General features: G+C 61.4%; 21 protein-coding genes and 1 pseudogene. 7 read left to right on the forward strand and 15 right to left on the reverse strand.

The annotated features are described in order from the left end of the window. Positions 1-2 precede the first annotated feature (2 nt). Both AEB_RS13390 and AEB_RS13395 read right to left on the reverse strand, forming a co-directional pair. The gene (locus AEB_RS13390; protein WP_066850937.1) at positions 3-1,598 is read right to left on the reverse strand and encodes an ABC1 kinase family protein; all 1,596 of its coding nucleotides are present in this window, start codon (positions 1,596-1,598) and stop codon (positions 3-5) included. Positions 1,599-2,093: 495 nt separating this feature from the next. After that, the gene (locus AEB_RS13395; RefSeq protein ID WP_145985312.1) at positions 2,094-2,654 is read right to left on the reverse strand and encodes a hypothetical protein; all 561 of its coding nucleotides are present in this window, start codon (positions 2,652-2,654) and stop codon (positions 2,094-2,096) included. Positions 2,655-2,807: 153 nt separating this feature from the next. On the opposite strand from AEB_RS13395, the gene AEB_RS13400 reads away from it, so the two are divergent. Further along, positions 2,808-3,497, forward strand: a complete 690-nt coding sequence (locus AEB_RS13400) for a Crp/Fnr family transcriptional regulator (protein WP_231958725.1) — start codon at positions 2,808-2,810, stop codon at positions 3,495-3,497. A gap of 88 nt (positions 3,498-3,585) precedes the next feature. On the opposite strand, the gene AEB_RS13405 is transcribed toward AEB_RS13400, so the two are convergent. The 4 genes from AEB_RS13405 to AEB_RS13420 all read right to left on the reverse strand — a co-directional run bounded on the left by AEB_RS13405 (position 3,586) and on the right by AEB_RS13420 (position 7,063). After that, positions 3,586-4,233: an RNA polymerase sigma factor gene (locus AEB_RS13405; protein ID WP_119083599.1), complete on the reverse strand. Its 648-nt coding sequence runs from the start codon at positions 4,231-4,233 to the stop codon at positions 3,586-3,588. A gap of 591 nt (positions 4,234-4,824) precedes the next feature. Beyond that, positions 4,825-5,484, reverse strand: a complete 660-nt coding sequence (locus AEB_RS18640; RefSeq protein WP_119083600.1) for a sigma-70 family RNA polymerase sigma factor — start codon at positions 5,482-5,484, stop codon at positions 4,825-4,827. 84 nt (positions 5,485-5,568) lie between these two features. Continuing rightward, complete coding sequence (locus AEB_RS18210; RefSeq protein ID WP_172593104.1) at positions 5,569-5,871, reverse strand: hypothetical protein; 303 nt, start codon at positions 5,869-5,871, stop codon at positions 5,569-5,571. A 250-nt stretch (positions 5,872-6,121) separates the two neighbouring features. Further along, the gene (locus tag AEB_RS13420; protein ID WP_119083602.1) at positions 6,122-7,063 is read right to left on the reverse strand and encodes a 1-phosphofructokinase family hexose kinase; all 942 of its coding nucleotides are present in this window, start codon (positions 7,061-7,063) and stop codon (positions 6,122-6,124) included. A gap of 446 nt (positions 7,064-7,509) precedes the next feature. On the opposite strand from AEB_RS13420, the gene otsB reads away from it, so the two are divergent. From otsB to AEB_RS13440, 4 genes are all read left to right on the forward strand, one after another. Next, positions 7,510-9,084 carry a trehalose-phosphatase gene (gene otsB / locus AEB_RS13425; RefSeq protein WP_119083603.1) on the forward strand — a complete coding sequence of 525 codons (1,575 nt, stop codon included), beginning with the start codon at positions 7,510-7,512 and terminating at the stop codon, positions 9,082-9,084. Beyond that, positions 9,077-11,503, forward strand: coding sequence for a glycoside hydrolase family 65 protein (locus tag AEB_RS13430; RefSeq protein ID WP_119083604.1), 2,427 nt, complete (start codon positions 9,077-9,079; stop codon positions 11,501-11,503). The genes otsB and AEB_RS13430 overlap by 8 nt, the downstream gene beginning before the upstream one ends. Before the next feature lie 398 nt (positions 11,504-11,901). After that, complete coding sequence (locus tag AEB_RS18465) at positions 11,902-12,093, forward strand: DUF302 domain-containing protein (RefSeq protein ID WP_231958993.1); 192 nt, start codon at positions 11,902-11,904, stop codon at positions 12,091-12,093. Between the two features lie 135 nt (positions 12,094-12,228). After that, the gene (locus AEB_RS13440) at positions 12,229-12,627 is read left to right on the forward strand and encodes a hypothetical protein (RefSeq protein WP_231958728.1); all 399 of its coding nucleotides are present in this window, start codon (positions 12,229-12,231) and stop codon (positions 12,625-12,627) included. A 173-nt stretch (positions 12,628-12,800) separates the two neighbouring features. On the opposite strand, the gene AEB_RS13445 is transcribed toward AEB_RS13440, so the two are convergent. Beyond that, a complete protein-coding gene (locus AEB_RS13445) occupies positions 12,801-14,201 on the reverse strand; it encodes a sensor histidine kinase (RefSeq protein WP_172593105.1) in 1,401 nt (466 codons plus the stop codon). A 430-nt stretch (positions 14,202-14,631) separates the two neighbouring features. Between AEB_RS13445 and AEB_RS18470 the strand changes: the two genes are divergently transcribed. Further along, positions 14,632-15,252 carry a DUF305 domain-containing protein gene (locus AEB_RS18470; protein ID WP_119083606.1) on the forward strand — a complete coding sequence of 207 codons (621 nt, stop codon included), beginning with the start codon at positions 14,632-14,634 and terminating at the stop codon, positions 15,250-15,252. A gap of 53 nt (positions 15,253-15,305) precedes the next feature. On the opposite strand, the gene AEB_RS13455 is transcribed toward AEB_RS18470, so the two are convergent. The 6 genes and pseudogenes from AEB_RS13455 to AEB_RS18475 all read right to left on the reverse strand — a co-directional run. After that, the gene (locus tag AEB_RS13455) at positions 15,306-16,520 is read right to left on the reverse strand and encodes a phosphoglycerate kinase (protein WP_119083607.1); all 1,215 of its coding nucleotides are present in this window, start codon (positions 16,518-16,520) and stop codon (positions 15,306-15,308) included. Between the two features lie 175 nt (positions 16,521-16,695). Continuing rightward, positions 16,696-17,766: a copper resistance protein B gene (locus AEB_RS13460; protein ID WP_119083608.1), complete on the reverse strand. Its 1,071-nt coding sequence runs from the start codon at positions 17,764-17,766 to the stop codon at positions 16,696-16,698. Beyond that, positions 17,763-19,514: a copper resistance system multicopper oxidase gene (locus AEB_RS13465; RefSeq protein WP_119083609.1), complete on the reverse strand. Its 1,752-nt coding sequence runs from the start codon at positions 19,512-19,514 to the stop codon at positions 17,763-17,765. The genes AEB_RS13460 and AEB_RS13465 overlap by 4 nt, the downstream gene beginning before the upstream one ends. Before the next feature lie 165 nt (positions 19,515-19,679). Beyond that, a complete protein-coding gene (locus AEB_RS13470) occupies positions 19,680-20,753 on the reverse strand; it encodes a zinc-binding dehydrogenase (RefSeq protein ID WP_119083610.1) in 1,074 nt (357 codons plus the stop codon). 468 nt (positions 20,754-21,221) lie between these two features. Continuing rightward, positions 21,222-23,204, reverse strand: a complete 1,983-nt coding sequence (locus tag AEB_RS13475) for a cytochrome c/FTR1 family iron permease (RefSeq protein ID WP_119083611.1) — start codon at positions 23,202-23,204, stop codon at positions 21,222-21,224. Positions 23,205-23,243: 39 nt separating this feature from the next. Further along, positions 23,244-23,435: pseudogene (locus tag AEB_RS18475) on the reverse strand (hypothetical protein); the annotation flags it as partial. Between AEB_RS18475 and AEB_RS13480 the strand changes: the two are divergent. After that, positions 23,385-23,729, forward strand: coding sequence for a MerR family DNA-binding protein (locus AEB_RS13480; RefSeq protein WP_231958994.1), 345 nt, complete (start codon positions 23,385-23,387; stop codon positions 23,727-23,729). The pseudogene AEB_RS18475 and the gene AEB_RS13480 overlap by 51 nt on opposite strands. A 255-nt stretch (positions 23,730-23,984) precedes the next feature. On the opposite strand, the gene AEB_RS18645 is transcribed toward AEB_RS13480, so the two are convergent. Together AEB_RS18645 and AEB_RS13490 are read right to left on the reverse strand one after the other, a co-directional pair. After that, positions 23,985-24,311, reverse strand: a complete 327-nt coding sequence (locus AEB_RS18645; RefSeq protein WP_442858037.1) for an AlpA family transcriptional regulator — start codon at positions 24,309-24,311, stop codon at positions 23,985-23,987. Further along, the gene (locus AEB_RS13490) at positions 24,286-24,750 is read right to left on the reverse strand and encodes a helix-turn-helix domain-containing protein (RefSeq protein WP_119083614.1); all 465 of its coding nucleotides are present in this window, start codon (positions 24,748-24,750) and stop codon (positions 24,286-24,288) included. The genes AEB_RS18645 and AEB_RS13490 overlap by 26 nt, the downstream gene beginning before the upstream one ends. Positions 24,751-25,083: the final 333 nt, after the last annotated feature.

The following is a 25,083-nucleotide window of genomic DNA, read 5'->3' on the forward strand; positions in this document are numbered from 1 at the left end:
TTCTATAGCCGGCCTGACCGCCCGACCGCCCCGACCAGTCGGAATGATAACCCCAACGCCAATAAATAGCCGAGGAGCGCGAGCAGCGGGACGTTGCCCAGCACCCGTGGCCCGGCGCTGTGCAGCATCAAAAGGGACGCCGCGATGTAGAGGCCCAGGGTCACGAGCGCCAAGGCGAGCCGGTTGCCGGTCCTGTCGAGGTGAGCTTCGATGGTTTCCAGTCCCTCGTGCCGGACAATTATGGCGGGGTGGAAGCCATCGCTCTGCAGGCGCCGGAGAAAGGCCGCGAGCACGCCGGGCAAGTCATGGGCTGCCAGCGCGGCTTCTGCCTTCAAACGAGCGCGGCCACCATTGCCCGTCTCATCACTCAGGAGGCGTTTCATCACGTCGCGACCGCGCGCCAGCAGCGTATCGAGGATTTTGAGGTCCGGATCGAGCGTACGCAGAGCGCTCTCGATGAGGAATAGGGTCCGCATCAGAACCACGAGGTTTTGCGGCAACATAACCTTGTCGTCAGGACCCAGATGCGCAACCCGCAGGACCGCCTCGGCAAGCGACCAGTCTTTCAATGGCAGTGACGCATAGTCGGCGAGTATTTCGTCGATGCCCCTGATAAACGCGGATCGGTCATCGACCTGATGGAGCAGCCCCAGGTCGATCGCTGAATCCAGCATCCACAGCGGGTCGCCACTTACGAAGGCCTGAAGGAAAAACGCGAGCGCGCGGCGTGTACGGTTATCGAGATATCCTGTCAGACCAAAGTCGTGGAAGCACAGTCTTCCATCAGGCGTGACGAATAAATTGCCGGGGTGTGGATCGCCGTGGAAGAGCCCGATGACGAAGAACTGGTTAAGATAGGCGTCGACAAGTACTTCCGCCAGGCGAGGGCCATCAACCGAAGGGTCGGCAATCCCCGTCCCACCGCTCATTTCCTGGACCAGAACGGTCTCGGTTTGAAGGTCGTCAATTACATTGGGGATAAAGAGCGACGGCCAGTCGCGAAAGGCTTCGTTGAAACGGCGGATGTTGCGTGCCTCTTGCCGGAAATCGGTTTCCTTGCGCAGATTAGCCCATATTTCGTCGACGAGACGCAGCGGTTGAAGGCGCTCAAGTCGGGGGGCAATGATTATGAGTAACCGGGTGGTAGCGACCAGCGCACGCATGTCGCGGTCGATGCGGGCGCGGATTGCGGGCCGGCGAATCTTGACGATGACCGCGCGCCCGTTGTGCAGACGGGCGCGGTGGACCTGCGCAATGGACGCGGCCGCCAAAGGTTTGGTCTCGAAAGTCGCAAAGAGTTGCTCGGTCGACTGGCCAAAGGCTTCCTCGACCGCCTGTTGCGCCTCAGCACCTGGAAAAGGCTCGACATTATCCTGCAGCCGCCCCAGTTCATCGAGCCACCGCTCGGACAACAAATCCCGGCGCAAGCTCAATGTCTGCCCGAGCTTGACGAATGTCGGACCGAGCCGTTCAAGCGAAATGCGGGCGCGGCGTGGTAAGCACGAGCGATCGGGCGGTGTGCGGCGCAATCGCTCATACGCAGCGAGGCCGAGCAGACCTATAGCCCGTGCGCCAATGTGGAGAAGCCGACCGATCATGATGCCCGCAATCGGACTCTCGCGCTCATAGCGCGGCTTTCGAGAAGTGCCCGCGCGCCGGCCACTGGCCCCTGGGAAATCGCGCGGACGGACGGTTGCCGGCGGCGACAGTCTCGTAGAGTCGACCCTGGTATCCGGTGCCTCCGACAGGATCAATGCGAGGCCTGATGTCGCAGTCGCGGGGCGATGAGCGCGGACCAAGAATGGATTGCCTCTGGTCGCAATTGCCGAGTCGCGCTTTCCGGGCTGTAAGAACTCGTACGGCAGGGAAACGCCGCGCGTCCCCTTGCCGCGCGCGTCCACCGAGAGCTATCGCATGCATCCGTGCATCGCGCCGCAGCCATTCCATCCTCATGCCAACCTCCTCTCTGGAAAAACCGCCTGGCCGGGTCGCCATCAAAACCGGCGGGCTGACCTCGAGAGAGACGCGCGAGCACCGGCATTGTTACAGAGGCGCCTTAGCGAAAGGTCAGGAGCGGCGAGTGAGGACCGCGCTTATCCTCGCTTTGCCGCGGAGGAAATATCGTCGCCCCGGTGCCACTGTTCGAGCCATGATAGATCGGTGTATCGTGCCGGCATTTGGTTATCCTCCGCGTCTCCAATATACTTGGAAAATTCCACCTGACGGATACGATGACCGGCCGCCTCGAGACAGGCGCGAACGCTCCGCTGTGATGAGGCAACGCTGGTCTGTATGATCTCGCAGCCAAGTCGGAACGCGAGGCTGTCAATGGCAGCGACCAGAGACCGGGCGACCGGCGCCTGCTGACCGATGCCGAACGTGGCGAGATAATGTGCTACAAGGGGCTTGGGACTCTTAAGCGGTTCGACTCGGTACAGGCACAGCCCATAAAGGTGGCCAGAAGCGACTGTCGCTGCGAGAATTCCGCGTCTGTCGAATTTATCTTCCAATGTCAGGGGACTGGCAATCCGGATCCATTGCTCGAACATCAAAATGGGTGCGACTTCTCGGACAAGAGGAAACGCCTGGCCGATTTGCGTGCTCCGGAGCGGGGCGACGCTGATCGGATTCCCGAAATTCATCTCGTGCGGCATTCACAACTCCATCACCGCAGCAGTTGATAATGCGGGGATCGCGGAGTTCCTTGATGTGTCTCAATTGTTAAGCTAAAAATTGGTGGACGAAGGAAGTCCATGAAGAGCGCATGCGCACAGCAAGTACAGTCACTCTCGTCCGGAAAGGAGCTCTTGCCGGAACCCTGCGCTGCATGTGCCGCGCGCGTCCTCAGTGTATGCGATGCGATCGACGATTGCGATCTTGACCGACTTGCCGCGATTACCAGCGTGCAGGACATTGCTCGGCATCAGATTTTCGTGACCGAAGGCGACCCGGCAGACCACCTTTTCAATGTCACCGACGGTACGGTAAAAGTCTACAAGCTGTTACCCGATGGCCGGCAACAGATTACCGGTTTTCTGTTTGCCGGTGACTTCCTCGGGCTCTCTTTCCTGGAAAGATACGGCTGCAGTGCAGAGGCAGTCACGCGGGTGCGATGTTGCCGATTCCCCCGCAAGCAGTTCGCTGCCATGCTGACGGACTTTCCGGGCATCGAGCGGCGGCTTCTCGGGATAGCATCCAACGAACTTGCGGCCGCACAGGACCATATGGTGCTGCTCGGCCGCAAGACCGCGCGCGAACGGGTCTCCACATTCCTCCTCATGCTATCCCGCCGCGCCGCGCGGTCCGGAGGAACCACTGATCCTGTCATACTGCCCATGACCCGGACCGATATCGCCGACTATCTCGGTCTCACGGTAGAAACCGTAAGCCGTACCTTCACCCATCTGAAAAAGGGTGGGTTCATAGAACTTCGCGAAGCTGGCATCGTCCATCTCTCCAACCTATCTGCGCTTGAGGACCTCAGCCAAGGTTTCTAAACTGCCGGGCCGTCAGGTCAGGACCAGCTCCTGACTTCAACGGTTACCCACCCCATCTGCCGTCCAGGTCGTGTTGACGGCGCGGTCACTATATTTTGGCGCATCCGCCCAGTTGCCCGCGGCGGCGGCGCCATCGCTCTGCCTCGTCACATCGACAGTCGAGGAAACCATGAACCGGGCAGGTCATGCACATTTCTTCCAGCCGCTTCTTGAGCGCCTGACGACCGCGATGGAGCCTGACGGTGATATTGTTTAGACTAACACCAAGGCTCGCCGCGACGCGGTCGCGGGGTTCTTCTAGCAAGTCTATGCGCCAGATCACTTCGGCATATTCCGGCTTGAGAGTTGGCAAGAGCTTGTAAAGACAATTGCAGATCGCCTCTTCGAGCTCGTCATCCGGCTCGATCGACAGTTCCTCGAGATCGAAGGGATCCACGATTTCCTCCCGTTTACGCCGTTTGCTGGCTCGACGCTGGTGATCAACGATTGTCGTGGCGAGAATGCGGCTGAGCCAGCCACGAACGCTGCGCACATCGCGCAGGTCAGCAGACCGCTCGACAGCGCGGAGCATGAACATCTGCAGGACCTCCTCGGCCTCATCCCCGCTGCCCAGTCTCCGGCGAAGAAAACCTAGTATTTGCCGATGGCCTTCGACGAGCGCGCGGCGAACTGCAGCATCCGCTGCCCGGGCGGCGATGTCCGGATCATCATCCGGCAATGGGTCGTCATGCGTCAATGTGCGTCTCCAGCCATTATCGACGCAGTGGCGTAGCGGTTGTTACAGGCAAGCCTGCCTATAAAGGCTTTTCAGACCTCGATTGATGCAAGTGTGCCTTAACGGAAGTGAAGCTTGGGTCTGACCTTTGAGGGGCCTGCGCCTCGACGAATATACCTGCCGAATCCCTGCGGCCCTTGAGCCGCGGTGACGTGACCCGCTAGCGCGATGGCGCAACCGATCGGACCGTCCTCGGGCTCGCTGGTGGCCGATGCAGTGCACTCTCGCATCCGGCGCACCACGAACACCAGGCGGGCGATCCAAGCCGCACGGCCAATGCCCTCGGAATTGCCAGAACGCCTCCGCCCGCACCGATACCGCGCCTTGCCGGGATCACCCTCTGTCAGGAGAACCGGCGCGTGCCAGAGGAGCAGTCTGATCCATTGGGTGAAATGATCTTGGTTAGAATCCCGATGTGATTGACTGCTCTTCTGACGATGCGAGGGCGTTTGATATTCAAACGATCACTCCACTCCTTCCTGGCCCTGCCAGGGCGCGCCATGCCGCCAATCCTCCCCTGTCTCGCACAATGGACAACAGGTGGCGCGCAAGTCAGAAGAAGGACGCCGCAATGGCAGCTCCTTTCAGACCATCGTGTTCGCTGTTCCGGTGCGCCCCGTGCGCTATAGGACGACAATCGCAGTCGCCGGAGTTCCTGAAATGGCAGGTGGAACAGCGCTTTTCGATCTGATCCTTCATCGCCCTACGCGCCCTGTGCAGGCGCACTCCGATATTGTTGGACGTGAGCCCGAGATCAGCCGAAATAGTTTCTCGCGGTTCTCCTTCGAGATCGACGCGCCGAATGATCTCGGCGTAATCCGAGCGAAGCGCCGGCAAGGCGTCCTGAACGCAAGTGCATGGATTTTCATCGTAGTCCGTTTCGGGAGTATCCGCCATTTCCCGGGGCTCGGCTTCATAGGCATCCCTGCCCCGCTGCCGCGCCGCGCGCCGCCGATAGTGGTCAATAAGCGAATTGCGCAGGACCCGGCGAAGCCAGGCGTCCACCTTCCCGTTGTCCTGCGGTTCCCGGGCGGCCCGAAGGACTTTGACGCAGAAATCCTGAAACGCATCTTCCGCTTCCTCGGTACGGCTCAGCCGCCGTTGGAAGTACCGCATGAATTCGGCGCGACACTCGGTCAGTCGTTGGATGACGGCGTCCTCGCCGAGCGCAGACGAGGGTCGGAATGGCCCGTTATGTGTTAAGGTTGGCATAGTAAGACCTCCATGCCGAGAGGAAATCAAAAGGGGGGTTCGGATCGCAAAGGACCCGCGTGTACCCACCGCGGAAAGCCGGATTTACGCGGTGAGCCGGGGCGGTGGGATCTCTTGTTCGAGGAGTGCAGGATCAAAAGCGTCCGCTGGCCCGATCGACCATGCTCCGGTTGTCGGTGCGGCGCGACGAGACAAGGTGCTATCGGGCAGAACCGCGCAGCAGATCGACGAGCGGCAATGGCCAGCGGGTGCAGGGGACTGTTTGTGAACCGCGCCGGTCGTGCAATGCTCTTCCAGTTCGGCTACTTGCGAAGTGGATGGCGCGACCGGAGCCGCGAACACGGCCGCATCGAGATGAAGAAAGTTCAGGCCGAGCGCCAGCAACAAGGAGAGCACCAAGCGGCGCAAGCTTGCAGCACGATTGGGGTTTCTTGCAGAAGCTTTTCTCACTGGAGCGGCACCGACATATCCGATGGCCCGGTCGCCATCGGGGGCACCTGACACGCGAATGCCTCGGCCGGCATTGAGCTATGTCAACGCCGCGCATCTAAGTCGGCCGGCCGGGCGCCCTACCGGGTTCGCTCCAACGAGCGCCAACATTGGTTTGTCTTTTCCGTTGTTCGACTTTCCGGTGCGCTCACGGCCGAGGCGGAATTTGCCTGCTCAGTTCGCCGTAAAGCCGCTCGACATCTTCACGGCGGCACAGGCCAGTGCCAGGCGACAGTACGGCGGCAGCGCCTGCCGCCATGCCGTAGGCGAAGGCATCTTGCTCATCGCGGCCCTGCGCCAAAGCGAGTGTCATCGCCGCGACGAAGCTGTCGCCAGCGCCGACCGCGCTCTTCGCGACCACGTCGAGCGCCGGCTGACGTAGCGCGGCTTGAGCGGTCACGAGCAGCGCACCGTCGCGCCCAAGCGTCAGGGCCACCATCTCTGCCGAACCAGCATCAATGAGTTCCCTGGCCGCCGCCTCTTGTGCCGCGCCGTCGGCGAGCCTGCGTCCGACCAGCGCCTCGAGTTCGCCAAGGCTGGGCTTCACCAGGTGGACGCCGCGAACAAGCCCGGCACGAAGCGCGCTTCCCGACGTATCGAGAACCAGTCGAATTCCCTTGCGGTGCGCCAGGGCAGCTACGGTCTCATAGAAATCGTCGGGAACAGCACGCGGCAAGCTGCCGCTGGCGACGAGGTATTCGCAATCGATATCTTCGAGGGCCTCCAGGATTGCGCGCCATTCCCACTCCATCACGAGCGGGCCCGCGGGGACGAAGCGATATTCCTCGCCGCTCGAGCGTTCAAAGACTGCGTGGCTGATGCGGGTATGGTCCTCGATCGGTATACGACGGTGTGCAATCAATGCGGTTTCGAGAAGGTCGTCGAGCACACTGCCGGTCGCGCCGCCGGCCAGATACATCGCAAGTGCAGGGCCACCCAGCTCCCGGATGACCCGGGCCACATTGATACCGCCTCCTCCAGGGTCATAGCGTTCATCGGACGTTCGGATCTTGTGAACCGGTCGCACCAAGTCCGCCTCGGCAGAGCCGTCAATCGAGGGATTCAGAGTCAATGTCACAATCGTCTTCATTCGCCAGCTCCTCCCAGCTATCCTGGACACGATGCCGGCCGATGGACAGCAACCGGGTAGCGCCGCCCGCCAAGGGCAGCGTAGCAAGTCTTCTGTGATCTCGAGCCGGACATCGTGCGACAGACGTTGCTTATGCCGATTTGTTACGCGCGGGCCGCTCCCATGGTCCTTTCGAGAACCGCCGACAGGTGAAAAGCCGCGCCGATACGTCGGTCGTCTCCCCGGCCCATGCCGCAAACTTGCCCGTCCGGAGGACCACCGCAGGAGCGAGCGGCGCGCGCACCGGTGTAATGCGCCAGCAGCGCGTTCGTCTAATGGTAGTCCTTCTTCTTGGGAGCCTCTCTTGTGCGCCCGCAGGGAGAAAAGAAGCTTCATCACTCGAAGTAGGGCAGAGCGCTGATGCCGGTCATCGGTGGACCGCCGCAGAACGGAGACACAGCAAAGCGATGAGCCCTGGTCCGGCCGATCCGCATGAAGAGGGTTACGCGGCCTTCCTCTTTGACCTTGACGGCGTGGTCACCAATACGGCGCAGCTGCATGCAGCGGCATGGAAGCAATTGTTCGACGAATACCTTGCCCAGCGTACAAACCGGCGCGGCAAGCCATATCGAGCGTTCGGAGAAGAGGACTACCGACGCTTCATCGATGGCATGCCCCGATACGAGGGAGTGCGCAGCTTCCTCGTATCGCGCAAGATCAGCCTGCCCCATGGCGATCCTGCCGATCCGCCTGATCGCGAGACGATCTGTGGTCTCGGCAACCGCAAGAATCGTTTCTTCCAGGAGCAGCTGGCAGATAGCGGCGTAGAAGTCTTCGAAACCAGCGTTGCCTTCATCCGAGAGCTTCGCCGTCAAGGCGTGAAAACCGCTCTCGTCTCCTCAAGCAAGAACGCATCGGCTGTCCTCGATGCAGCCGGTCTGAAAGGGATTTTCGACGTGCGGATCGACGGCGTGGAAGCCGAACGGCTTTCGCTGGCAGGAAAGCCGCGGCCAGATACCTTTCTCGAAGCAGCGCGGCGCCTGGAAACGCCCCCGCAACACTCGGTTGTCATAGAAGATGCCATTGCCGGTGTAGCGGCCGGCAGGGCGGGCGGCTTCGGACTCGTGATCGGTATCGACCGGACCGGCGTTGCGGCTGCCATGAAAGCAAATGGTGCCCATATCGTGGTTGAGGATCTTGCCGAACTGGAGCTTCGCCCGATTCCTCCGATCCAGTATCATCAGACCGCCGATCTGCTGCCCGACGCCCTCTCCTGCACGGCCGGCATATGCGCACTATTTTCCAGAAAGCGTCCGGCCGTTTTTCTCGACTACGACGGCACGCTGACGCCGATCGTCGCCCGGCCAGAACTTGCCGTCCTGTCCGCCGAAATGCGGGGGATCCTCGCGGATCTTGCCTCGCATTGCCATGTCGCCATCGTCAGCGGGCGCGACCGCGCGGAGGTGGCTCGTCTGGTGGGCCTAGACGGTCTCGTCTATGCTGGAAGTCATGGCTTCGACATCGCAGGTCCCGATGGCTTGCATGAGGAGCATGAAGGCGCTTCCGCCTTTCTTTCGGCGCTGGACCGTGCCGAAGCACTGCTCCAGGCCGAGATTGGCGACATCGAAGGCGTTCTGCTCGAACGCAAGAAGTTCGCCATCGCTGTCCACTACCGTCTGGTGGCGCGAAGGCAAATCACGCGAATCAAACGCGCCGCGGAGACGGCGGCTGAACGCCATGGCCTGAGGCAAACGACCGGCAAGAAGGTTTTCGAGTTGCGTCCGGATTTGGACTGGGACAAGGGCAAAGCCGTTCTCTGGCTGTTGTCCGCGCTCGATCTCGAAGCAGAAGACGTCGTGCCGCTCTATGTCGGCGACGACGATACGGACGAAGACGCGTTTGCCGCACTGTCAGGTCGGGGGATCGGCATCCTGGTGACGAACGCTGACCGCCATACCTTAGCGCAGTATAAATTGTCGGACACCCAGGCGGTCGAGCAGTTTCTGGGCTCCCTCTCTCGAAAGCTGGCGCGTCGTGGCTAGTTGGACCCTTGCCTATGACGGCTTCGACCCGGACCAGGAAGCCTTGCGCGAAGCGCTGTGCACGCTCGGCAACGGCTATTTCGCGACCCGCGGCGCCGCGGAAGAGAGCGATGCGGACGAAACCCACTATCCCGGCACGTACCTGGCGGGCGGATACAATCGTCTGGTGACGGACATTGCCGGGCGGCCGGTCGAAAATGAGGATCTCGTCAACCTGCCGAACTGGCTCCCGCTCAACTTCCGGCCGGAGGGCGGCGAGTGGCTCAATCTGCCCAGCTCCCAGATCCTCTCCTACCGCCAGGAGCTGGACCTCGAGCAAGGCGTGCTCCGGCGCGTAATGCGCGTGCGCGACCGCGAAGGGAGGGAAACGCGTCTCACCGCCCGCCGTCTCGTCCACATGGGTTCGCCCCACCTTGCCGCGATAGAATGGACGCTTGCACCAGACAACTGGTCGGGGGGCATCGAAGTGCTGTCCGCCCTCGACGGACGAGTGACCAACAGCGGCGTTACGCGCTACCGCCAGCTCGATGGCAAGCACCTCATTCCATTGATCGCCGAGGAGCTTGGTGAGGACGGACTCCTTCTCGTCGCTGAGACCAGCCAATCGCATATCCGGATCGCCGAGGCGGCCCAAACTCGCGCTTACAGCAACAACGAACGGATAAAGAGCGAACGCCAGTTCCGGCAAAATCACGGTTATGCCGCTCACGCGCTCTCTTTCGAGGTGGCCGAAGGAAGCCCCGTCACGATCGAAAAGATTGTCGCGCTACACACTTCGCGTGACCGGGCTATTTCGAGTCCCGAGCAGGCGGCGCGGAACACGCTGCGCAAGGCAGGGCGCTTTGCGGCGCTGCTCGAGGATCACGCCCGCGCCTGGTCGCAACTGTGGCGCCGCTGCGACATCAGTATGGAGGGACGAAAGCGCACGCAGATGATCCTGCGGCTGCATATCTTTCATTTGCTGCAGACCGTTTCACCGCACAGCGTCGATCTCGATGCCGGTGTGCCCGCGCGCGGCCTTCATGGCGAGGCGTATCGGGGGCATATCTTCTGGGACGAACTCTTCGTCTTCCCTTTCTTCAACCTGCGCATCCCCGAGATCACGCGCGCGCTGCTGTGCTACCGGCATCGCAGGCTGCCCATGGCACGATGGCTGGCGAGCGAGAGCGGATATCGCGGCGCCATGTACCCGTGGCAGAGCGGCAGCGACGGGCGGGAGGAGACGCAGGTGCTCCATCTCAACCCCAAATCCGGCCGCTGGTTGCCCGACAACTCGCACCTGCAACGTCATGTCAACGCCGCCATCGCGTACAATGTCTGGCGCTATTACCAGGCGACGGGAGATCACGAGTTCCTGTCATTTTACGGCGCGGAAATGCTATTCGAGATCGCCCGATTCTGGGCGAGCATAGCAGTCTTCAACCCAATTCGCGGCCGATACGAAATTCGCGGCGTAATGGGCCCGGACGAATTCCACGATCGCTATCCCTGGTCAGATACGCCCGGACTCGACAACAACGCCTACACCAATGTCATGGCAGCCTGGGTGCTCGGTCGCGCATTGGAGGCCCGCAACCACCTCGATGCTGAACGGCGGACCGAACTCGACGAATCACTCGGCCTCAGCGCGGAGGACCTCGCCGCCTGGGATGAGATCGGCCGCAAGCTGATGGTGCCGTTCCACGAAGGAGTGATCAGCCAGTTCGAAGGTTATGAAAGGCTGCTGGAGTTCGAGTGGGAGGCTTACCGAGAGAGGTACGGAGACATTCGCCGGCTCGATCGCATCCTTGAGGCCGAGGGAGACACCGTCAATCGCTACAAGGCATCAAAGCAGGCCGACGTGCTGATGCTGTTTTATCTCTTTTCGTCCGAAGAACTGGAACAATTGTTTAGCCGTCTTGGCTTTAGCTTCGAGAGCGAGATGATCCCGCGAACCGTCGATTATTATCTACGACGAACTTCCAACGGCTCGACGCTGAGCGGGATTGTCCATTCGTGGGTTCTGGCCCGATCGAACCGCGCGGAATCCTGGATGCAGCTGAAAGAGGCTCTGGAGAGCGACATTGCCGATGTACAGGGAGGGACGACGCCAGAGGGCATTCATCTTGGCGCCATGGCCGGTACGGTTGATCTGATCCAGCGCGGGCAGACCGGCCTGGAAATTCGCGACGACATGCTGCGGCTCGACCCTTGCCTTCCACACGAGCTGCAAGGCCTGAGCTTTCGCATTCGCCACCGCGGTCAGTGGCTCGATGTCGAAATCGAAGGCGGCCGCATCAGCGTGTCTGCATCCGAGAGCTGGAATGGGCCCAGCCGGCTTGTGATCGGCGACAGAAGCTATCCTCTGAGCGCGGGCGAAGTCCGTCAGGTGGCTTGCCATTACCCACGGCGTGGTGCTGGCCCGGTTGAAGGTGGCTGAGCGTGATGATCAACGGGACTGTCCTGCGATTTCGACCTAGGCGGCCCAAGCAACCGTGGTGCGGAGCTTGTGGCAATTTGGAGTTCGCTCAGGCACGCCTCTCAGCAAGTTGCCGGCGCCGCGTCGTCGGACCGGGTGATGAATGGCTCTGTGCGCCGCGCGTGCATGACCACCTCAATCGGCACGATCCGGCACTTTCGGCACCTAGGCCGGCCCGCAACAACACAGGAAACGAAAGTGAGCTACTACTTTGCCGAGACCATCAAAGCAGGAGACATCGAAGCCGCGCACGGGCGCGTTAAGGCGGCGCTGCAAGAACATGGGTTCGGCATTCTCACCGAGATCGACCAGCAGGCAACGCTAAGGAAAAGATCGGCGCGGACTTCCGGCCTTACCGCATCCTTGGCGCGTGCAATCCAAGCCTGGCGCACAACGCATTGCTGGCCGAGGACAAGATCGGAACCATGCTGCCCTGCAACGTCACTATCCAGCAGGTTGCTGCCGAGGCGTTCGAAGTCGCTGCGGTCGATCCGGCCGCTCGATGCAAGCGATCGAAAACGCGGCGCCGGCATAGGTCGCGGCAAGCGTGAGGGATAAATTGAAAGCGGTGATAGCGGCGCTCTGATAGCGGCTCAATCGGCCCGTGCACCCCCCGAGAAATGAACAAGGAGAATGCCTACCCAAGGAAATATTCACGATCAACCCATCGAAATCAAGAGGAAATGATGATGAAACGTACGTTTTTTACTGCCGCACTCGCCACTGCGCTCGCCGTGTCGCCAGCTATGGCGCAGCAGGCCCAACATCAGCACGGCACTACAAATACCGAGGCCGGTCAACCGGACCATCCGGCCGGCATGATGTTGGGGTCCCAGGCGATGAGAGAGCACCAGCAGAAGATGGAGGAAATGCGTGCACTTGTGCAGAAGGCGCGCGCCGCCACCGCTCCCGCCGAGCGCCAACGGCTGATGGCCGAGCACCAGCAGAAAATGCAGGAACACATGGCAAGCATGATGCAAGGCGACCATTCCGCCATGATGCAGGCATGTCAGGAGCGCATGGCGATGATGCATGACATGATGGAGCAAATGGCGGCTCAGCAGAGCGAAATGTCCCACCAATAGCGACCCGATTACGAGCCGCCGCGCCGGTAAAACGGCACGGCGGCCGATCGGGCGTCCAGTAGGAAGTCGCGGAAACGCAGCTCGAAAGACTGTCTCGCCATGCTTCGCGCTCGGGGCTCATCGACGCGATAATCGTCTGTTGTTTGTTTCCATGGCGCCGCGGCAGGAGCTATTCAATTCTCGGCGGCGTCGAGCGGCACCATTATGCGGCAGAGCAGGCCGCGGGGGAGATAGTCAAATTTAACTGTTCCGCGCAGAGATCGCGTGAGCGATGTTTCGATCAGGGTGCTGCCAAAGCCGCGGTGTGTTGGCGGAGATACGGGCGGACCGCCGCTCTCTCTCCATTCCAGTGTCAAAAGACGGCTTCCATCTCCTTGCTCAATACCCCATTTCACCTCCACGACACCCGTCGAGACGCTCAGGGCGCCGTATTTCGCGGCATTGGTAGCCAATTCATGCAACACCAATCCGACTGAAAGCCCCATCTTCGCGTCGAACGAGATCGGTGGACCCTCGAGCACGACATTGGTGCCGTCCGCGTTCCGGAAAGGCTCCAACTCACGAAGGATCTGATCAAGCAGAGTGGTGCGGCTCTCGCCACCCTGCGTCAGGTTCAGGCTCTTGGCGATCGCGCCAAGCCGCCCCTGCAGCGCTTGCTTGTAAGCGTCCACGGAGCTGGTACCACGGGACGTCAGACTCACCACGGACTGGACCAGCGCCATCATGTTCTTCATGCGGTGATTCAACTCGGCGGCGAGCAGGCGGCGTTGCTCCTCGAGTTCTCGCCGCTCGCTCACATCGAAGGTGACGCCTACCATAGTCTCGGCTTCTCCGGCCCGCCCCCACAAAACCGCTCCCTGCCCGGCTACCCAGCGGGACGACTCTTCCCGGTCGAGAACCCGGAATTCACGGGCGAATTCGCCATCCTTCGCAATTGCTCTATCGAGAACTCGACGCAGCTCTGGCAGATCGTCCGGGTGAACTTTTGCAAAAGCGTCATCGACATTTAGCGGTCCCTGTTCGCTCAGACCCCATAGGTGACGCATGGCGCCGTCTCCGACGAGTTCGTTGTTCTGCAGGTTCCATTCCCATGTGCCCATGCGCCCCCCCTCCAGCGCGAGGCGCAGGCGGCTTTCGCTCGCTGCAAGCTTACGGTTGTGAGCCTCGAGTTCCTGCTCAAAACGCCTGCTCTCCGACACGTCTCGGATCACGACCGTGAGGGTAATCCTCCCATCGAGCACATGCCGGGATAACGTGGCTTCCACGGGGAACTCTTCCCCATTCTTGCGTCGGCCGAGAACCTCCCTGCGATGCCCCATGATACGCCGGGTTGCCTCGGAACCAGCCGCGAACGCTTGGACGTCGCTGACATGTCTGGCATGGAAACGGCTGGGAAGAAGGATCTCGACCGCTTTACCAAGTATCTCGTCGGCATCGTAGCCGAAAATCTCTTCAGCTGCGCGGTTGAAAAGCAGGATGTGTCCGCTTTCGTCTGTGCTGACGACACCATCGCCAATCAGCGCAAGAATATCCGATCCTGAAGCTGCTGATGCAGGATGGTTTCGGCCGACCATGGATCCCCTCCCGATGTGGCCATCTACATGAAAAGTCGGCATGTCTTGCCCCCGTCCCACGGCAATGCCAAGAGCTATCGGGCCATCGCACTGAAGAGCTTGGGAGCCGACATGAAAGCTCATCATGGAAATGGTCGCTTCGAGGCCTCCTGTCCGGAGAGAGCTTCAGAAGCGCGCTGTTGATCCCGATCTACCGCCCCCCGGTCCAGACATCGTGAACGCGTCATTTGACTGCCGGCAGAGATGGCAGGACGCGATTGTCTCCCATCGACAAAACCCCCGATGAAACCGGGAGCCAACTTTCCGCGCGCCAGCCCAAAATTATCATCTATTCTGATGCCCCGAGTTTTCTGGAGGTACACAAATCCTGTGACGAACGAACACCGGGGGGATAAGAATATAAGCCAGTGAAATCGTCAGATCGGCCGATATGAAGAAACGACTGTACGCACGGCAGATTACGGCAATTTGCTTGTTGATAACGGCCGCTTGTGACCGCACGGGGGCCCAGATCGGCGGCGATCCCTCCGAGGTCATTTCACATGATCTGGGGCCATTCTTCCCGGCCGAAACCGCCATGTACGACAGCATGAAAGCCGCCATCGGAACGAGCTCGGGCGACAATTGGGTAAGAATGATGATTGCGCACCACGAGGGCGGAGCGGCACTGTCGCGGGTGCTTCTTCAGGAAGATCCACCTCCTGAAATCCGGGCGCTGGCAATGCACACGGTGCGAGCGCAGGAACGCGCAGTCCGCGAGCTTGAGAAGCTGCTGCGCGACGGGCCTATTGATGTCGAGAGCGCGCTGGTCTTCCTACGGCCGATACAAAAAATGCACGATGCAACCACTGGCGTTTTCGGTCCCGATGTGTCCAGGGTCTGGTTGAGGAAGATGATCGAACATCATCGCGGCGCGATAGAAATGTCCAATATCTTACTGAAGCAACCTGGCGTTCCCAGTGACACGGCCAGTGCGGTCCGGATGCTCAGGAACGAGCAGGCTAAGGAGATGAAGGTTCTCGAGCGTGCGCGGGAGGGAACGGAATCCTAGAGGTGCGACGGAACGAAGTCCTAGACGGTTGTGTACACATTTTGATCTCACCTTCATCGTCGCAGCGCCACGATGCCGGGCAAAGCCTTGCCCTCTAGCCATTCGAGGAACGCTCCACCTGCGCTCGACACGTAACTGAACCGGTCGGCAACGCCGGCATGATTGAGCGCCGCGGACGTGTCACCCCCGCCCGCGACTGCCCGAAGTTGCCCGGCATCCGCCAGATCGGCGATCGCCCGGGCGAGAGCTACCGTTCCCTGGTCGAAAGGCGGAACCTCGAACGCTCCAAGCGGACCATTCCAGACGACGGTCCGCATGTGCTTCAGCGCCTTCTCAAGAAGCGCTACTGTCGCGGGACCGACGTCGAGGATCATGTCGTCTGCGCGGACCCGCTCAACCGAAATCGTACGCGAGACGGCACCGGCGCTCAACTCGGTGGCTACGACCACGTCGATCGGCAGGAAAATCGCGCAACCGGCTTCGTTGGCACGGTGGATAACCTCACGGGCATTGTCCAGCATTTCGCGTTCGGCCATCGATCTGCCTATCGGCCGGTCCTGGGCAGCCAGAAAAGTGTTGGCCATCGCACCCCCAATCCCGAGGCCCTGTACCTTAGCGACCAAATTGACGAGGAGATCGAGCTTGGTGGAAACCTTTGCTCCGCCGACAAACGCGAGCACCGGACGATCCGGGTTCTCGAGAATCAAGCTCAGGGACTCGAGCTCAGCCTGCAGAGCGCGCCCTGCCACCGCCGGCAGCACGTGCGCGATGCCCTCCGTCGATGCATGGGTACGATGCGCTGCGGAAAATGCGTCATTGACGTATATGTCGCCGAGGTTCGCGAACTGCGCAGCCAGCTCCGGATCGTTGGTCTCCTCACCCGGATGAAACCGCGTGTTCTCCATAAGCAGCACGTCGCCCGGTGCCGCGGCTTTGACAGCCTCTTTCGCTTGGCCGTCGCGCCAGTTCGTCGCGACGAAACCAACCGGCATGCCCATCGCTTCCTCCAGCGCGCCCGCGACCGGCTCGAGACTCATATCGGCAACCACCTTTCCCTTCGGACGCCCCAGGTGCGAAAGGAGGACAACTTTCGCGCCCTTCGCGATCAGTTCGCGAAGCGTAGGGATAATGCGCTCGATCCGGGTGGCATCGGACACGACCCCTCCCTCCACAGGCACATTGAGATCGACCCTGACGATCGCGGTCTTGCCGCCAAAGCAGATGTCATCGAGAGTTCGCAACGATGCGGCAGAGGAGGGCCCGGCCATAATGTGCGCCTTTCATTCTGTTTGCGAACGGGTGGAAAATCTCCACGCTCAGTACAAAATTTGTTCCGATCGCCTTATCAGCTTTGCTCGGCCGAAGAACTGGCCGAGACCGCCACTGCAATTGACGATCCGGCTCATACTCGAGAATATTCGCTTCCCAGCAGAGGCTTGCGTGTCAGAACCATAGACGCACGCCAACGACGAAACTGGTGACGCTCGGATCCTCTCCGGCAGCCCTGGCATAATCGGCGCTTTGGCCAAGCCGCCACTCCTGATCGATCCCGATATAAGGCGCAAATTCTCGCACGAACTCGTATCGCAAGCGCAAGCCGGCTTCGATCCGGTCGACGCCGGCGCCTATCCCGAGCTCTGGAATGTCCTGCGCTGCGAGGCCTATCTCGGCGCGCGGCTGCAGGATCAGCCGCTGGGTGAGACGCTGGTCAAGCTCGCCCTCGATACGCGCGGTGACATCACCTTTGTTGGAAACGAAGGCGGCCGCATCGACTTCGAAAAGGTAAGGCGCAAGGCCTTGGATGCCAACGACTGCGTGCGTCCGGTCGGGACCGGCAAGATCTTGTCGTACACCCGCTTGCAGATCCCACCAGGGGCCAATTGCGTGGCTCCAGAGCGCCTGCACTTCAGCCGATTCCGGCTTCTCGCCGAAGACGCCTTCACCTTCGCTCTTGAACCAGAACTTGTCGATATCGCCGCCGTAATAGCCTTGAACATCCCACAAATATCCATCTTTGCCCTGGCGGGCGCGATATTCCGTCCGGTCAGCGATGAACCAGAAGACGGGCAGGCCGCTGACCACGCGCGCCACGGCTGCGCGCGAAGCTGCCATGGTTTGGGAGCCGACGAAGGCGTCGGCCGCATAGGCAGGGCCAGAAAACGCCTCCGGCGGCGGCGGAGCTTCCGGGATTCCCGCAACTTTATCCATCGCGCCATGGGCAGAGTGATCCATGGCGCCCTGGTCCATCTCCATGGCGCTCGCGGGATCGTGGCTGACGGCGCCCGAATCCATTCCCCCCGGCTCGCCCTCCTGCTGATGATCCATCGACCCGTGATCCATCGGCGGCAGCGCTGTGGCTGCCTGAACTTCACTTCCCTGTTCGGGATGCGCCGAATGCGGCGGCGCCTTATCTGGTGCATCTGCTTGCACTTCGTGGCGTTGGTGCGCCTCATGGTCTTGTGCGTATGCAGGAGCTGCCGAAGCCAGCAGAAGAATGAACGCTCCAGTCCTCATTGCCCAACCTCCCCGTTCAGAGGGCGGACGGTGACGACCTGAAACATGCCGTTGTGCATGTGGTAGATCAGGTGGCAGTGGAATGCCCAGTCGCCAGGCTCATCGGCAGTCAGATCAAAAGTTGCACTGCTTCCTGGCTGGACCGTAAGCGTATGCTTGAGGGGCTGAAAACCGTCGTGGCCATTCACCAGTTCGAAGAAGTGGCCGTGCAGATGGATGGGATGCGCCATCATCGTATCGTTCACCAGACGCACACGGACGCGTTCGTTGAACGCGAAGCGAATGGGGTCATCGGTGACGGCAGAAAACTTCTTCCCGTCAAACGACCACATGTAGCGCTCCATGTTACCGGTCAGATGAATCTCGACCGAGCGCGAGGGCCGGCGCTGATCCCTGTTCGGTTTGGCCGCCACCAGGTCCTTGTACGTCAGCACGCGGTGGGAGACCTTGTCGAGCCCGGTACCGGGATAGCCCATGCGGTCGACCGGATTCATCGCCACCATGTCGAGCCCCGGACCGACCTTTACGTCCGGTGGCAACTTCGATGTGTCGCGCATGCTCATTCCGTCCATCGCCATCGCACCCATTGGCGCAGACTGCGCGCCTCCGACGCCTTCATGGTCCATGGAGCCAGGTTCCATGTCGCTCATGCCCATATCGGCCATTGTCAGCAGCGGCGGCGCGCGGAGTTCAGGGACGGAAGCGCGCGCGCCCGGTCGGGCCGCGAACATGGCCAGCCCCATCCCGGTGCGATCCATTGCTTCTGCGATAAAAGCAAAGGCATCGCCATCTCTCGGCTCGATGATGACATCGTATGTTTCCGCGTTGCCAATCTGGAACTCGTCCACCTCGAAGGGGCGGACATTCTGCCCGTCTGCGGCGACAACTGTCATCGGCAATCCGGGAATCCGCACATTAAAATAGGTCATCGCGGCGCCGTTGATGATTCTGAGGCGGATTCGTTCACCCGGGCGATAGGCAAATTCCAGCCCGTCCTCGGGACCATATCCGTTGACGAGGAAGCTGTAGGTCGACCCGGTCACATCGGAGATGTCGGTCGGCATCATTCGCATGCGCGCCCACATCCTGCGCGTCGCACCGCTCAGCGGATAATTGTCGGTTGCAGTGGTTTTGTTGTAGTTGAAATAGGCGTCGGCCACCTTGAGCTTTTTCATGATCGTATGCGGGTTCATCGGCGACCAGTCCGAGAGCATGAGGACATAGTCACGATCATAGGCGAAAGGTTCAGGCTCGGCCGGATCGATGATGATGGGGCCGTAATGTCCCATTGGCTCCTGCAACGTGTGCGCGTGCCACCAGTAGGTCCCTGCCTGCCGGACCGGGAATTCGTAGCGGAAGCGGTCGCCGGGCTTGAGGCCGGCCATCGATACGCCCGGAACACCGTCCATTAGGAATGGAACCAGCATGCCATGCCAGTGGACCGAGGTATCTTCCGAGCTGTTGTTGAGCAAATCGACGACGAGATTCTGTCCCTCTCTCAGACGTAACAACGGTCCCGGGATCGTTCCATTGACCGTGACAGCGGGACCATGACGAGTCCCCGTCTCGAAAACGGCGTCGGCCACCGTCAGGCTTAGATAGTCTCCCGACAGGACATCGCTCCCGCGACGGGCAAGAGTTCCCCCAATCGCTCCGCGCGCCCAAGCCGGAATGGCGCCCACGATACCCAAGGCACCGAGCGAAGCGCTGCCTGCGGCCAAAAACTTTCGTCGATCAATTGATGTCATCTATTATCTCTGCTGGCTGTCGGTCGTGCGTTTTCTGATTCGTGAGTTGGCAAACACCCTTTGATTGCCCTCGCCCATGATCCAGATCAAAATATCCATTGATTGTATCGGCTTGCTCTTGGCCAAGTCCCAAAGCCCGGGGCCTATGGAGAGAGGTGGGCTCATCTAAGGTGTGATTGCCACTTTGAGGACACCGTCACGCTGGTGGGCAAAGAGTTCATAGGCCGCTTCGATGTCGTCGAGCTTATAGCGATGGGTAACCATGGGCCGGAGGTCTACCCTCCCCGCCGCCACGACCTCGATGAGCCGGCGCATGCGTTCCTTTCCGCCCGGACACAGCGTCGTTACGATGCTGAGATCGCCAAGCCCGGCGGCGAACGCATTCAGCGGGACCTTGATATCCGCGGAATAGACGCCAAGGCTCGAAAGCGTTCCGCCTGGACGCAGCACCCTCAGGCATGCCTCGAATGTTGCCTGGCTTCCGAGTGCCTCGATCGCGACGTCCACCCCGCGCCCGTCGGTCAGGCGCAGTATCTCGTTCACGGGATCGAGGGTGCCGGCGTCGATCACGGCATCAATGCCCAGCGCCCTGGCGGTGTGGAGACGCGCGGGCAAGCGATCGACTCCAATGACGAGGGTTGCCCCGGCAAGCTTCGCCCCGGCCGCAGCGCAGAGGCCAATCGGCCCCTGCGCGAATACCGCGACGGTATCACCGATCCGGACGCCGCCTCGCTCTGCGCCCCCAAAGCCCGTCGACATGATATCCGGGCACATCAACACCTGCTCGTCCGTCAGACCGTCGGGTACAGGGGCCAGGTTAGCCATGGCGTCCGGCACCAGCACATACTCCGCCTGGCAGCCGTCGATGGTGTTTCCGAGCTTCCATCCACCGATCGGTTTCCAGCCATGGCGAGCGCCCGCCCCGTCTTGCGAATGAAAGCCTGCAAGACAGGCGTTGCTGTGGCCGCTGGGGGAGATCGCGCCTGCGATTACCCGCTGACCTTCCTGGTACCCCGTGACGGCCGAGCCCAGCTTTTCGATAATCCCGACCGGTTCGTGTCCAACGGTGAGGCCGGGGACAACCGGGTATTCGCCTTTCAGAATGTGCACGTCGGTGCCGCAGATGGTGGTTGTGGTGATCCGCACAAGCGCATCGAGTGCCCCGACTTCCGGAATCGGCTTCTCATCGAGGACAATTCGCCCCGGCTCCACGAACACCGCTGCCCTCATCTTCGCCATGATCGTCCTTTTCTTTGTGCACACGCACCTCTTGCGAGGACACAAAGAGATGTACCAAGCCCGCGCAACGCGTACTGATCGGCAAATTTTTGCTGGCAGGCGTTTCCGTGCACAAGGCCACAGACGCTTGTCGAGACGTGATATTACAGCTTTCGGAGCTGTCATATTCCCGGCGAAAAATCGCCAAGATCAGGTTTGATGGAAATCGCATTGTAGGACCCGATTAGCTAACGGCCTCCAGTGGTCCGTGCAGCGAAGTCCGAGCGGGCAAGACCAATAGCCGGTCTTCAAACAATTTTTGCGGATAGGCCCCTGAACCGAAGAACTTTCGCTTTCATAACCAGTGTGACTCCGTGTCGCCGGTAGGTAAGCGTGATGCTGGACGGTCGGATTTGCCACTAAGCTGGCGCCGCGCCAGAGCGGCGGCCGCATCGAGCCGCAGTCTTAAATCGTCAGGAAGGCAGCGCATCAGTCTGCGGCCACCCGGCGACGATTGACCGCAAAGCCGAGGACAAGCGCGACAAGGACGAGAATCTGCGCCGCGATCGTCTCGAGCGTGGGGAAAAGGCCGATGATCGAAAGTCGCGGCACGAACGATAGCGGCGCGATATCGATCCAGCCTGCCTCCTGCAATGCGGCGACACCCTTGCCCGCGAGCACCACTGTCAACGCGGCCATCAGCCAGGAGCTGTAGCGGAAGAAGCTGGCGATCGGCAGTTGCCGGCTGTACCGCAGCATCGTCCACGCGAGGCCGGCGAGCACGAGCACGGCGGCGACCGTTCCAGCAAGCATTGCCGCTCCGTTGCCCTGCGACCACAAGGCGGCAAAGAACAGGATCGTCTCGAACACCTCGCGGTATACGACGACGAAAGCGAGGCCGAACAGCAACCAGCCCGACTGGCCGCCCAAGGCCCTGGCGAGCTTTTCCTGAATATACCTCTGCCACTGGCCGGCCTGCGCCTTGCCGTGCATCCAGATGCCCACCGACAGCAGCACGACCGCCGCAAACAGGGAGCCGAACCCTTCGGTCAGCTCGCGGCTCGCGCCGCTGATGCCGATCGCATAGGTGGCCACCAGCCAGGTCGCTCCTCCGGCAACGAGAGCGCTCGTCCAGCCGCCGTGAACGTAGCGCAACACGTCCTTGCGGTCCGCCTTCTCCAGAAACGCCAGCATCGCCACGACGATGAGCAGCGCTTCGAGGCCTTCGCGCAACAGGACGGCAAACGCGCCGGCGAACGTGGTGACGGCGCTCGACGCGCCGGGCGCGAGGGCGCGCTCGGCGTCATCGAGGAGCGTATCGATTGCTCCCGCCTGCGTCGCTAGGGCATCGGGCGCTATTCCGTCGCCGATCGCTGCCCGGAACGCGCCCATGCGCGTCTCGATATTCGCCATCAGTCCGGCGTCCTTGGCGCTGAGCAGCGGCTCGATGGGTTCGAAGCCGTCGAGATAGGCCGACAGAGCGAGCGCCTTGGCCCGTTTCCTGTCTCCGGAGCGGTAGGCGTCGACGCTTTCGCCGAGCCTGGCGCGGGTCGTGGCGATGGCTTTGCCGGCATCGCCCGAAGGCCGCGCCGTCACGGCTTCGGGATGGCCGCGGAGATAGGCCATGACGGCATCGGCCCGCGCCTGTCCGATCTGCTCGCCCAGCGCTTCGGGGGTGGTCGTGACCAGAGCCTTGAGGTCGGGAATTCTGGCGCGAATGTCGGCGCTGCTCTGCCACAACGTTTCGCCGCGGCGGACATCGGCCTGTGAAAAGGCGAACGCTCCGGCGCGGAAGGCGAGCGCCCAGCGATCCTCGGCAGAAAGGTCGCGAAAGCTCTGCATCGCGGTGCCGTCGATCCCTTGAGAGATGACCTGCTCGAGTGCCGCGAGGCTGCGCTTGCGCGCGCGGGCGGTGTCGGTGAACGCAACGGGCGGCGTTTCGAGCCCGGCAGCATCGGGTCCCTTGCCGTTGCCGCTCGCGCCATGGCAGGCGGCGCAATTATCGGCGAAGAGAGCAGCACCACGCGCGACGTCCGGCGCCGTCGAAGGCGCGACCGGGACGGGATAAGCCTCGAGCAGAACGCCGGAGATCGTCTGAGAGGTCGCAGCTATCCGCGCCGCTGGAGCTTTCGCGGCGATCTGGTTGCGCAGGACGCGCGCCTCGCGGACCAGCTCGGCCTTCTTCGGCCGGTCGGGCAGTGCACCGATCTCGTCTGCGATTGTGGCCGCGAACTCCTGCATCTCGGCATATTCGCCCTCGCTGGCGATCTTGCCCCCCGACACCGCGCCCTCGTAGTCGACCGCGATGTAATCGAGGAGCTTCCACGTGGTGCCGACCCTTTGCGCGGTTGCCGGATCGAGCGTCTGGGCTGCCGCAGGCGACACCGTGAGCCCCGAAGCTACGATTGTGAGCAGGATTGCCAGAAACACGCCCAGACGGCGCACCATGAGATCCGATCCGAGATTCGTCATGCGGCGCGCCTACACCCTGAAGTCGCTACAGGGTCAAGGCTATTGCGACGCATTCTTAGAATGGACCTCGACCAATGTGGCGGACGAACCTGACGCTTCTGCGAGATCGCTCAGTGCATGCCTCACGATTTGCCACCCGCCAGACAGACCGAGCGCCGCCATGATCGCGGCGACGATGAGATCGGGCCAGGCCGTGCCGGTCCCGAATACACCCGCGGCAGCGGCAACTACCGTGAATACAACAAGGCGTCGCTCGCTAGGCTCACCTTCATCAAGCGGGGACGCGATCTCGGCTTCTCGATCGATCAGGTCAGCCAGCTGATGAATCTCACGCGTAGCGCGGGGGAAAACTGTGCCACGGTCGATGCGATCGCGGTTCAGCATCTCGCCGCGGTCGACCGCAAGATTGCCGATCTGACCGCCTTGCGCCGGGAATTGACGGGGCTCGTGGACTCTTGCGCCGGCGGTTCGATCGGCGATTGCGATATATTGCGAGCCCTTTCGCCAGAGGGCACCGAAGAATAGGTCTCGATGACTACGTAGAGCGGCACGCCAACTTCGCAGCGACAAGAAGACAGGAACCCGGTGTCGCCGGGTTAAAGATGCGACCCACCACCGACGGATCTATCTGCCGTCAACGGCAGCCACGGCGTCCCATCGCTGCATTTTTCGCCGTCGTTCCCGTCGAGCTCCGGAAGGTGGTTCAGCGAGGCCACCCCGGATTGTCGGCGTCAGAGCAAAATGGTGCTCGGCCTGACCGTGCAGCGAACCGATTCAATCTTACTCCGGGTCACGCGATGTCCGAAAAGGTAAGCGGATCGCGTCGCCCGAACTCGACGCAACTTCTCCCACCCACCTGTCAATTTCGGATTCAAGCCAGACCGTGCAACGCGGGCCCAGAACGCGAGAGCGCGGGAACCGCCCTTCCCGCATCCTCTGGTAGATAGCCGACCGCTTCAGGCCTACGCGATGCATCACCTGAGGTAACCGCAGGAGCCGGTCGCTTCCATTTCCATCGCGCCCACGGACAGTCTGCTCAATCGCATCCGGGTCAGCGAGGTGATCGCGCGTTTGATCCATCTCACGCCGGTTCGACATAGAGTGCATCCCTGCGGTCGAGCTCGTCGATATGGTCCGACAGCAGCCGGGCGACGCGATGCGCCGTGCCCTTGGCCCAGCGCGGTTTCACGTCATGTACCTGATTGCCGAGCACGCGCTCGAGCGCGGAGGGAAGCTCGGCGATAAACTCGCCGAAGAACAACGCGAGATCCGACTGCAGCCAGCTGGTCGCATGGTCGCCGCTGCTTCCGAGGAAGAGCAGCAGGTGCGCATGCGGCGGGATGCCGCACGCCGACAAGAGTCGCAGTGCCTCGCCGATGCTGGCGGATCTCTCTCCTGACAGGATGCGCCTCAGCGCGTCCCTGTGAATGTGCGCCTCGCGCGCGATGTCGCAGCGGGTACGGCCGCTGGCCTCAAAGGCAGCCAGAAGCACCCGCGCGAGGTCTGCACGAACCAGGGGTTCGGCGAGCGGGCCATTCTCGGTCATGGTCGATTCCTTGAAAACTGCAGAACGACTCACCGGCTAGCCGCGAAGGAAAGGTGTAGGAAAGCGAAAAGAACAGTAGAAGAACATGGAGGAAGCAGCGAATCAGCCGTGGTCTGTGATTCGCGCGAATTCCGGCTGATGAAGCGCAGAATGCGGCACCGTGCGCGCAGATCGCATCCGGGGATGCGCATCAGACGGTCCGAGGCCTGCAAAAATCGGCCTGAACCCGATTCGATGTCGGTTTCTGCTTGGCCGGTGCTTCCGAAACTCAGTTCCTGATTTCCTACAAAACCGGCGGGTATGGGCCCCCGATTACCCTCGCTGGGAATTATG

The sequence above is a fragment of the Altererythrobacter sp. B11 genome, from assembly GCF_003569745.1.
Classification (GTDB): Bacteria; Pseudomonadota; Alphaproteobacteria; order Sphingomonadales; family Sphingomonadaceae; genus Croceibacterium_C.

Bases quoted from the DNA above. Each gene is read 5' to 3' on its own strand.
- AEB_RS18640 (WP_119083600.1), bottom strand. From the start codon at position 5,484: ATGCCAACCTTAACACATAACGGGCCATTCCGACCCTCGTCTGCGCTC.
- AEB_RS13490 (WP_119083614.1), bottom strand. From the start codon at position 24,750: ATGACCGAGAATGGCCCGCTCGCCGAACCCCTGGTTCGTGCAGACCTC.
- AEB_RS13455 (WP_119083607.1), bottom strand. From the start codon at position 16,520: ATGGCCGGGCCCTCCTCTGCCGCATCGTTGCGAACTCTCGATGACATC.
- AEB_RS13475 (WP_119083611.1), bottom strand. From the start codon at position 23,204: ATGACGAATCTCGGATCGGATCTCATGGTGCGCCGTCTGGGCGTGTTT.
- AEB_RS13445 (WP_172593105.1), bottom strand. From the start codon at position 14,201: ATGGTCGGCCGAAACCATCCTGCATCAGCAGCTTCAGGATCGGATATT.
- AEB_RS13470 (WP_119083610.1), bottom strand. From the start codon at position 20,753: ATGGCGAAGATGAGGGCAGCGGTGTTCGTGGAGCCGGGGCGAATTGTC.
- AEB_RS13395 (WP_145985312.1), bottom strand. From the start codon at position 2,654: ATGCCGCACGAGATGAATTTCGGGAATCCGATCAGCGTCGCCCCGCTC.
- AEB_RS13390 (WP_066850937.1), bottom strand. From the start codon at position 1,598: ATGATCGGTCGGCTTCTCCACATTGGCGCACGGGCTATAGGTCTGCTC.
- AEB_RS13465 (WP_119083609.1), bottom strand. From the start codon at position 19,514: ATGACATCAATTGATCGACGAAAGTTTTTGGCCGCAGGCAGCGCTTCG.
- AEB_RS13440 (WP_231958728.1), top strand. From the start codon at position 12,229: ATGATGAAACGTACGTTTTTTACTGCCGCACTCGCCACTGCGCTCGCC.
- AEB_RS13420 (WP_119083602.1), bottom strand. From the start codon at position 7,063: ATGAAGACGATTGTGACATTGACTCTGAATCCCTCGATTGACGGCTCT.
- AEB_RS13460 (WP_119083608.1), bottom strand. From the start codon at position 17,766: ATGAGGACTGGAGCGTTCATTCTTCTGCTGGCTTCGGCAGCTCCTGCA.
- AEB_RS18470 (WP_119083606.1), top strand. From the start codon at position 14,632: ATGAAGAAACGACTGTACGCACGGCAGATTACGGCAATTTGCTTGTTG.
- AEB_RS18645 (WP_442858037.1), bottom strand. From the start codon at position 24,311: ATGCACTCTATGTCGAACCGGCGTGAGATGGATCAAACGCGCGATCAC.
- otsB (WP_119083603.1), top strand. From the start codon at position 7,510: ATGAGCCCTGGTCCGGCCGATCCGCATGAAGAGGGTTACGCGGCCTTC.